Source organism: Deltaproteobacteria bacterium, assembly GCA_019308995.1.
In the GTDB taxonomy this organism is placed as follows: Bacteria; Desulfobacterota; Desulfarculia; order Adiutricales; family JAFDHD01; genus JAFDHD01.
The window spans coordinates 25,619-33,723 of record JAFDHD010000023.1 but is presented as its reverse complement, the minus strand read 5'-3'; the positions used below and the strand labels follow the sequence as shown (position 1 = coordinate 33,723).

Genomic DNA, 8,105 nt, shown 5'->3' with positions numbered 1-8,105 from the left:
CTTTCCAGGAGCTGATTCATCTCATTAATCTTCCGTTCCAGCTTAAGAAGCAGGCTCAGGCTAAGTTCCTTTTTTTGTTTCAAATTTTCGGTAAAATGAACGGATAGCTTTTCTGATTCCGTGATAAATTGATTGAGGGCCTTCTCAATATGTTCTGGTGTTTGGAATTTCGAATCTCCCAGACGGCGCAGACGTAAAAAGAAGATAATTATAAGGGCGAGCAGGAAGGCTTCCAGAATAATCTGAAATGCTAACCAAAATTGAAGGCTTAACAAATCCATGAACAACTCGATGCTCCCTGTATTTTATATGAGGACGTCCACGATGTTTCCGGCCTCGGTCTCTTCTTCTGCTGGTTCTTGTGTCTCTATGTCCTCAGATTCGGCCTGGAATTTTTTTTGGTCCCGGGTTCGTTTTTTTTCCTGTTTTTCGTTATCCAGAGGCTTGATTTCTTTTGTATCGTCAGTTGTCTGCACGGATTCCATCCTGGTGCGGTGTTCCTCTGCTTCCTTAACTGCGGCGTGGCGCTGGGTCTGGTCCGGGTTCTGCTGTTCCGCCTGCTGGGTTTTCTCAACATTCGGTGTCTGAATGAGAACGATATTCATGTCATCAGGGGCGAACATAATTACACCTCAAACCAGCAGGAGCTCCTGGAACAGGACCATGTTTACCTGCCCTCGGGTCAGGGCCGAGTTAATCAATCTGGCGATATCTTTCTGCAGGGACAGTAAGGCGGCGCGCTTATTGAGATCAACCGAGGCGTGTCCCTGCAGGAAGCGGTAAATCAGGTCCCGCATGACGACCTGCTGATTTTTGAATTCAGCCTCGGCTTCCGGGCTGGAGAAGGTCAGTGACATGGTGAGTTTGAGGATCACGTCCTGGCCGGAGGAGGAGAAGTCAATGATGAACGGTTTCATGTTGACCAGGAGTTTTTGCCTGACCGGTTCGGCTGATCCGACTTGGTCCACCTTTTTCTTGCCAGGGCCGATCAAGAGAATAAGTCCGGCTATGATCAGAATCAGGATCAGTCCGCCGGCAGTTCCGGCTATGAAAAGCTTGTATTTAGCGGTTTTTAATTTCCGGGGTTCTTCTTCCTCGACGGCTTCTTCTTCCAGGTGTTCCTCTTCCTCTTCTTCCGGCTCTTCTTCCCTGGCCAACTCTTCTGGCAGTTCTTCAACATCTAGTTCGACCTTTTTGGTCGGAGGGCCAGCGTCTTCCACTAAAGGCGTCTCAGCAGGAAAGCCTTCTGCGTGGAGGAGTTGATCGCTTCCTTCCAGGTCTTCTTCCTCGAGGTCCGTGTCTTTCAGCAGTTCGTCGTTTTCCTCAGCCATGGTCTTTATCTCGGTTGAGTCTCGAAGTAATGGCGCAGGCGAGCGTGGAGGCGCGCGATGGCCTTGGTATGAAGCTGGCTGATCCGGGATTCAGTATAATCCAGGACTTCGCCGATCTCTTTCATGGTTAATTCGTCATAGTAGTACATCGAGATGACAAGCTTCTCTTTTTCCGGTAATTTCTCTATGGTTAGTGCCAGGATGTTTCTGATTTCCTGCATATTGAGAGCGGCTAACGGGTCCTGGCTGGTTTCTTTGGTCATGAGATCGAAGAGGTCGTCACGGCTATGATTGTGAAGATAGCCGAAAAAGATGTCAATATTCAGGATCGAGGCGCTCCTGACCTCATCCAGCAAACGATGGAAGCCTTCAATAGAAAGCCCCATGGCCTCAGCCACCTCTTCGTCTGCCGCTGCCCGCCCCAGTTCCATCTCCAGGTCCTGGTAGGTTTTTTCCAGCTGGCTGGATTTCCTGCGAATAGAACGCGGTACCCAGTCCATGGATCTCAATTCATCCAGTATCGCCCCCTTGATTCGAAATTCCGCATAGGTCTTGAACATGATATTTCGGTCAGGATCGAACTTGTCAATGGCGTCAATCAGGCCCAGGACACCGGAGCTGATCAGGTCTTCACGTGAGACATGACTGGGCAGGCGCAAGGCCAGACGGTCAGCAATGTAGCGTATGAGCGGCGCATATTTCTCTATGTATTCAGTCCGTTCCTCCTCGGTCAGACTGCTCCATGAATCGTGTCCCGGCTGGGGCAGTTCTTTCATTTGCCTGTAGCTATGGTTGCTGTTTTGAGGGGACATCTTATTAAATCTGCAACATCCTCTTCCATAAGAATTTGATGTTTCCATCCAGGCCGGTATCTGCCGGGGTGCTGAGTATCCGTTTAGCCAGGTTGTTGAAATACTTACTGCAATCAGCTGAAGGGTACAGGTCCAGCACCGCCTGCTGTTTTAATATTGCCTTTGGGATATATTCATCTTTAGGGATAAAGCCGAGGTAGTCCAGTGAGATGGAGGTCAGATACTTGTCTGCCACCGCACTGAGCAATGTAAAAACGTCCTTGGCTTCCCTGGAACTTGCAACCAGGTTGATCAGAATCTGGAATTTCTTGGTATTATATTTGGTGGTCATGACTTTTATGAGGGCATAGGCGTCGGTGATCGAAGTCGGCTCCGGGGTAACCACGATGATGCGGTCCTGAGCCGCCATGTTGAAGTACATGACATTCGAGCTGATTCCGGCGCCGGTGTCAATCAGGAGGAAGTTCAGGTCAGCGTTATAGTTATCGAACTCGCTGAGCAGTCTCATCTTTTGCCCTTCGCCCAGATTGGCCATCTCCTGGACCCCGGAGCTGGCTGGCATTATTTTGATACCGCTCGGTCCTTGGATGATAATTTCTTCCAGGTTTTTTTCTCCGTTAAGGAGATGGTTGATATTATACAGCGCATTGAGGCCCAGGATGACGTCAATGTTGGCCAGCCCCAGATCAGCGTCCCAAACCAGGACTTCCTGCCCTTGTCTGGCCAGAGCGATGGCCAGGTTGGCTGCGATGTTGGTTTTGCCTACTCCGCCTTTGCCGCTGGTGATCGAGATGGCCCGCACAGGCCTGGCTTCTGGTTCGGTGGTGTGCTCAGCTTCTGCTTTCCGGTTTCGCGTCATAAAGATTTTCTCTGCCTCCTTGTTCAGTTATTGACGAGTCCAGGGTTTATCAATGCCACCAGGCGATTCGGAGTAGCCGGGATAATGTCATCAGGGACCTTCTGGCCGTTGGTCAGATATGATACTGGTGTTTTAAACTTTATCAGATTATTGATCACATTGCCGTAGCGATCTGTTTCATCAATCATGGAAATAATCAGGCCCTTGACCGGCAGGTCCCGCGTTCGTTCGATGGCCGCGGTCAGGTTTCGGTCCTTGGCTGCGGCGGAGAGGACAAGAAGCATGATAGCCTCATCGAATTGATTGATAGCCTTTGCAACCTCCTCAAGACGGTCGGGCTCGGAAAGCGCACGCCCGGGTGTATCAATCAAAATCAAGTCCATGTCTTCAAAAAGCTCGACCCACTGCTTGAAATCCTCACTACTTTGGGCCGCCTTGAACGGCAGCCCCATGACCCGGGCATATGTTCTGAGTTGAGCGACCGCTCCTAGACGATAGCTGTCCAGGCTGATTAAAGCCACCTTTTTTTTCTTTTTCAAGGCCATTATTGCCGCCAGCTTGGCCAGGGTCGTGGTCTTGCCAGCCCCGCACGGCCCAACCAGGGCCACCAGTTTAGGACGTCCCGGTTCAGCCGGAGAATTTATGGGATCGTTCGTTTGGAGCAGGAGGCAGAGCTTTTTCGTGAGAAGTGTCTTAGGGTCCGGGCCTTTTCCGTTTCCCTGAGTCGCGATCTGCTCGATCAGGCCTCGGGCCAGGGCTGGATCAAGCTCGGATTCGATGAGGTTACGATAGAGGCGGACCAGGTCCGTTCGATTTCGGAGCCGTTCAGACAACCTGGAGCGATGGGTCAGGTCCAGGAGCAGCTCCTTGATCTGGTTCAGTTCATTCTCCATTGTTTTATGCATAACTTGCAGGTTCGGCTCGGCTTCCTTTGCATCTTTTTCGGGACGACTCATGTCCTGGCCGTCTGGTGACGAACTTGCCAGGATGACTGAATGGTGGTCGGCCCCGGCCGTGATTTCAACCGAAGGCGGCAGCCCTTCCTTGTTCTCAATCTCCCTGGTTGAGATGATCACCGCATTCGAACCCAGCTCTTCCCTGACTTTAGTCAGAGCGGTCTTCATATCCAGGGCTTCAAAGCGTTTAATCCGCATCTTTCAATCCCGCTTCGCCCAGGACCTTGATCCTGGTTGTCGGCGTTATCTCATTGTGAGACAGAATAACCAGATTTGGTAAAAACTGCTCGGTCAGCTTGCGCAGATGCCGGCGGACTACAGGCGAACAGAGAACAAGGGGCTGGTAGTTCATTTCAACCATATTTTGAAGGGATTTATTGAGGGCGCTCAATATCTTCTGGCCTGCTTCAGGCTCGAGGGAGAGGAAGGCGCCTTGCTCCGTCTCGGTGATGGAGTTGGCGAGCTGGTCTTCAATGTCCTGGCCCAGGGTCAGGAGAGGCAGCTCTCCTTCGGGCGCTTCATACTGGCGGACAATAGAGCGGGCCAGTCGCTGACGGACGTATTCGGTCAGCAGGTCCGTGTCCTTGATCAGCGCGGCATAGTCGGCCAAGGTTTCGAGAATCGTCTGAAGGTCCCTGATGGAGACCCGCTCTCGGAGCAGGTTCTGCAGCACCTTCTGGACTTGACCCACATTGAGCAGACCGGGAATCAATTCCTCGACGACCTTGCTGTTGGTTTGAGCCACGTTGTCAATCAGGCTCTGAACGTCCTGGCGGTTGAGCAATTCATCGGCGTGGGTCCGGATCAACTCGGTGAGGTGAGTGGCGATGACCGTGGCCAGATCAACAACAGTGTAGCCCGCATACTGAGTCTCTTCCTTTTTGTTTTCCGGAATCCAGATGGCAGGCAGGTTAAAAGCCGGTTCCGTGGTCTCGATGCCCTCGATCTTCTTTTTTGCATCTCCAGGGTCCATGGCCAGGTAATGATTCAGCATCAGCTCGACCCGGGCGACCTCAATGCCTTTGATCAGGACGGAGTATTCCCCGGGTTTGAGCTGCAGGTTATCACGAACGTGCATGGGCGGGACGACGAAGCCCATTTCCAGGGCGAACTGGCGGCGAATGGAGCGAATGCGCTCCAGGAGCTCGCCGTTCTGTTCTTCGTCAACCAGAGGGATGAGGCCGTAGCCGACTTCCAGTTCCAGCACGTCCAGAGGCAGAAGCGACTCCACACGCTCCGGGCCTGGGGGCCGGGCCACGGCCTCTCTTTCAGCGATTTTGATCTTTTCGGTCTCGATCATTTTCTTTTGCTGCGTCGCGGTGAAGCCGATGAAGGCAAAGACGCCGCCTAAGATCATGAAGGGAAATTTGGGCAGGCCAGGCATAAGTCCAAAGAGGAAGATAATCCCGCCCGCGATGAGCATGGCCTGGGGGTGCTTCAAGAACTCACTGGTCAGCTCCCGGCTCATGGTCTTTTCAGTGCCTGCCCGGCTGACGATGATGCCGGCTGATGTTGAAATAATGAGGGCCGGGATCTGCGCCACCAGGCCGTCGCCCACGGTTAGCACGGTATATGTTTGAGCCGCGGTGGTTAAATCCATACCCTTTTGCAGGACTCCGATGATCAGGCCGCCGAGGATGTTGATGATAGTGATGATGAGGCCTGCAATGGCGTCTCCGCGCACGAACTTGGAAGCGCCGTCCATGGCGCCGTAAAAGTCGGCTTCACGGGCGATTTCCGCCCGGCGGCCGCGAGCCTCATCCTCGTCAATCAGCCCGGCGTTCAGGTCGGCGTCAATGGCCATCTGCTTGCCTGGCATGGCATCGAGGGTGAATCTGGCCGCAACCTCGGCAATGCGCGCTGCGCCTCGGGTGATAACTACGAAATTGATGATCACCAGGATGGCGAAGATGATTATGCCCACGACGTAATTCCCGCCGACAACGAAGCTGCCAAAGGCCTTGATCACCTGTCCGGCGGCAGATAAACCTATCTCACCCCGCAGCAGGATCAGCCTGGTCGAGGCCACATTGAGCGAGAGCCTGAAAAGGGTAACTATGAGGAGCAGGGAAGGGAAGATCGAAAAATCCAGGGGCTTGAGGGTGTACGTCGAGGTGAGAAGGATGATGATCCCCAGGGTAATATTGAAGGTGAGAAAAAAGTCCAGGACCGGTGTGGGCACGGGCAGGATCATGACGCCCAGGATAGCGACGACGCCGACGCCGACAGCGATATCCCGGGTATCGGCGATCCCCCAGGACCTGACCGCGGCGCTGCCCGCTTGATCAGCCATTGATCACCTTGCCTTTGATCTGATAGATGTAAGCCAGCACATCGGCCACGGCCTCGTAAAATTCAACCGGGATTATCTCGCCTATTTCCACGGAATGAAATAGACCCCGGGCCAGCGTTTCATTCTCCACGATCGGGATATCGTGCTCCTTAGCGATTTCTTTGATTTTCTCAGCGATGATATTCCGGCCCTTGGCCACCACCACCGGCGCTTCGGTCTCCTGGCTGTCATACTTGAGGGCCACGGCCAGATGGAGGGGGTTGGTGACGACGACGTCAGCCTCGGGCACAGCGGCCATCATCCGTCTGCGGGCCATCTCCCTCTGAACGGCTCTGATCCTGGCCCGGACGTGAGGGTCGCCTTCTGTCTGTTTGGTTTCCTCTTTCAGTTCCTCTCGACTCATCTTCAGATCTCTTTCACTCTGCCACTTCTGGAAGGTATAGTCCAAAATAGCCAGAGCGACCATGATCCAGCATGTCTTGATGAAGAGAATGAACGCAATCCGAACGGCGAAATAGCCGATTTCCTTAGGTTCGAGCTGGCCCAGCCCCAGGATAGTGTCCATCTCGCCTCTGATGGTCAGGTAGGCCGTGGCGGCGATGATAGAAATCTTGGCAACAGACTTGAAGAGCTCCATGAGAGTGCGCAGGGAGAAAATCCTCGCGAAGCCCTTAATGGGGCTCAGCTTGGAAAGCTTGGGCGTGATGCTTGCCCCGGAGAAAAGCAGTCCGACTTGAAGAATGTTCGTGATTAAGGCCGCGCAGAGGACAACAATGAAGACGGGAATGAGTAAGACCAGGACGTCACGGGCTTTACCAACCAGGAAGATGTTGAAATCTTTGCCTTCCATTGGTATTTGAGCCGCTTGCGAAAATGTGCTGGCCATGAGGCCGGTTAACTGTTGATAAAGATGGCCTGAAAGAAAGAAGAGGATAAAGAGACCGGCCATAAGCACGACCACGGAATTAAGTTCCATGCTTTTAGGCACCTGCCCCTTTTGGCGCGCCTCTCTTCGCCTTTTGGCGGTTGGTTTTTCCGTCTTGCTACTTTTGTCCTCAGCCATGGTCTGCTCACATAGCCCGAAGCAGGGCCAAGACCGATAGATCGAGGTCAGCAAGGGCCTTTTTCAGAATGGGCGGGAAAAAGGTGAGAGAAAGCGCAAAGATTAAAAGACCGATCATAATGTAGAGCGGCAGCCCCACGAAGAGAACGTTCATCTGAGGCACCATCTTGGCAATGATGCCCATGGAAACCTTGGTGAAAAACAGGACGACAAAAGGGGCCGCACAGATCTTGACGGCAATAATGAACATCTTCGCCGCCGCTCCAGAAACCAGATCAAAAATAGCCGGGTTGGGGAAGAGATGGCCGGGGGTGATCAGTTCGAAGCTTTCCACCAGACCTTTGATGATAAAGTAATGGCCGTTAAAGGCCAGAAACATAAAGAGGGCCAGGACATGGGAGAATTCAGACAAAATCGAGACCTGGGTCCCGGTCTGGGGGTCCATGACATTGGCAATGGCCATGCCCATCTGATAGCCAATATACTGGCCCGCAAGCTGAACCCCGGCAAAGATGGTCCGGATGAGCAGGGCCATGGCCAGACCGATGAAGACTTCACCCAGGATCAAAGGAATAAAGCCAAGAATACTGGTCGGAAAGTAAGAGATGTCCACGTTTATCCTGGTCCAGAGAAAGAAGGTCATGACCATGGTCAGGGCTATTCTGATCTGGGGCGGAATGAGGCGGCTGCCAAAGATTGGCACAACCGCCAGGATGACCGAGATCCGGATCAGGATGAGGGTAAAGGCCATGAATTCCGCTGCATTAAAAGATGTAAGCGCCATCTTCAGC

At 53.0% G+C, this 8,105-nt stretch carries 8 protein-coding genes; all 8 read right to left on the bottom strand.

Features of this window, described 5'->3' with window-relative positions; genetic code table 11:
- Positions 1-305: 305 nt before the first annotated feature.
- From JRI95_06170 to fliR, 8 genes are read right to left on the bottom strand one after another with little or no spacing between them, the layout of a single operon-like run.
- Positions 306-623 carry a hypothetical protein gene (locus JRI95_06170; GenBank protein MBW2061136.1) on the bottom strand — a complete coding sequence of 106 codons (318 nt, stop codon included), beginning with the start codon at positions 621-623 and terminating at the stop codon, positions 306-308.
- Positions 624-632: 9 nt separating this feature from the next.
- Positions 633-1,331, bottom strand: a complete 699-nt coding sequence (locus tag JRI95_06165) for a flagellar basal body-associated FliL family protein (GenBank protein MBW2061135.1) — start codon at positions 1,329-1,331, stop codon at positions 633-635.
- Between the two features lie 5 nt (positions 1,332-1,336).
- Positions 1,337-2,107 (bottom strand): FliA/WhiG family RNA polymerase sigma factor, encoded by a 771-nt coding sequence (locus JRI95_06160; GenBank protein MBW2061134.1) that lies wholly within the window; start codon positions 2,105-2,107, stop codon positions 1,337-1,339.
- Positions 2,108-2,147: 40 nt separating this feature from the next.
- Positions 2,148-3,002, bottom strand: coding sequence for a MinD/ParA family protein (locus tag JRI95_06155; protein ID MBW2061133.1), 855 nt, complete (start codon positions 3,000-3,002; stop codon positions 2,148-2,150).
- 23 nt (positions 3,003-3,025) lie between these two features.
- Entirely contained in the window at positions 3,026-4,156 is a 1,131-nt protein-coding gene (gene flhF, locus JRI95_06150) for a flagellar biosynthesis protein FlhF (GenBank protein MBW2061132.1), read from the bottom strand.
- Positions 4,146-6,251, bottom strand: a complete 2,106-nt coding sequence (gene flhA, locus JRI95_06145; GenBank protein ID MBW2061131.1) for a flagellar biosynthesis protein FlhA — start codon at positions 6,249-6,251, stop codon at positions 4,146-4,148. The genes flhF and flhA overlap by 11 nt, the downstream gene beginning before the upstream one ends.
- Positions 6,244-7,314, bottom strand: coding sequence for a flagellar biosynthesis protein FlhB (flhB, locus tag JRI95_06140; protein MBW2061130.1), 1,071 nt, complete (start codon positions 7,312-7,314; stop codon positions 6,244-6,246). Before flhB ends, flhA begins: the two co-directional genes overlap by 8 nt.
- A gap of 7 nt (positions 7,315-7,321) precedes the next feature.
- Complete coding sequence (fliR, locus tag JRI95_06135; GenBank protein ID MBW2061129.1) at positions 7,322-8,098, bottom strand: flagellar biosynthetic protein FliR; 777 nt, start codon at positions 8,096-8,098, stop codon at positions 7,322-7,324.
- Between the last annotated feature and the right edge of the window lie 7 nt (positions 8,099-8,105).

Excerpts from the sequence above, each read along its gene's own strand:
- JRI95_06170 (MBW2061136.1), bottom strand. The coding sequence starts at position 623 with ATGTTCGCCCCTGATGACATGAATATCGTTCTCATTCAGACACCGAAT.
- flhB (MBW2061130.1), bottom strand. The coding sequence starts at position 7,314 with ATGGCTGAGGACAAAAGTAGCAAGACGGAAAAACCAACCGCCAAAAGG.
- JRI95_06165 (MBW2061135.1), bottom strand. The coding sequence starts at position 1,331 with ATGGCTGAGGAAAACGACGAACTGCTGAAAGACACGGACCTCGAGGAA.
- JRI95_06160 (MBW2061134.1), bottom strand. The coding sequence starts at position 2,107 with ATGAAAGAACTGCCCCAGCCGGGACACGATTCATGGAGCAGTCTGACC.
- flhA (MBW2061131.1), bottom strand. The coding sequence starts at position 6,251 with ATGGCTGATCAAGCGGGCAGCGCCGCGGTCAGGTCCTGGGGGATCGCC.
- fliR (MBW2061129.1), bottom strand. The coding sequence starts at position 8,098 with ATGGCGCTTACATCTTTTAATGCAGCGGAATTCATGGCCTTTACCCTC.
- JRI95_06155 (MBW2061133.1), bottom strand. The coding sequence starts at position 3,002 with ATGACGCGAAACCGGAAAGCAGAAGCTGAGCACACCACCGAACCAGAA.
- flhF (MBW2061132.1), bottom strand. The coding sequence starts at position 4,156 with ATGCGGATTAAACGCTTTGAAGCCCTGGATATGAAGACCGCTCTGACT.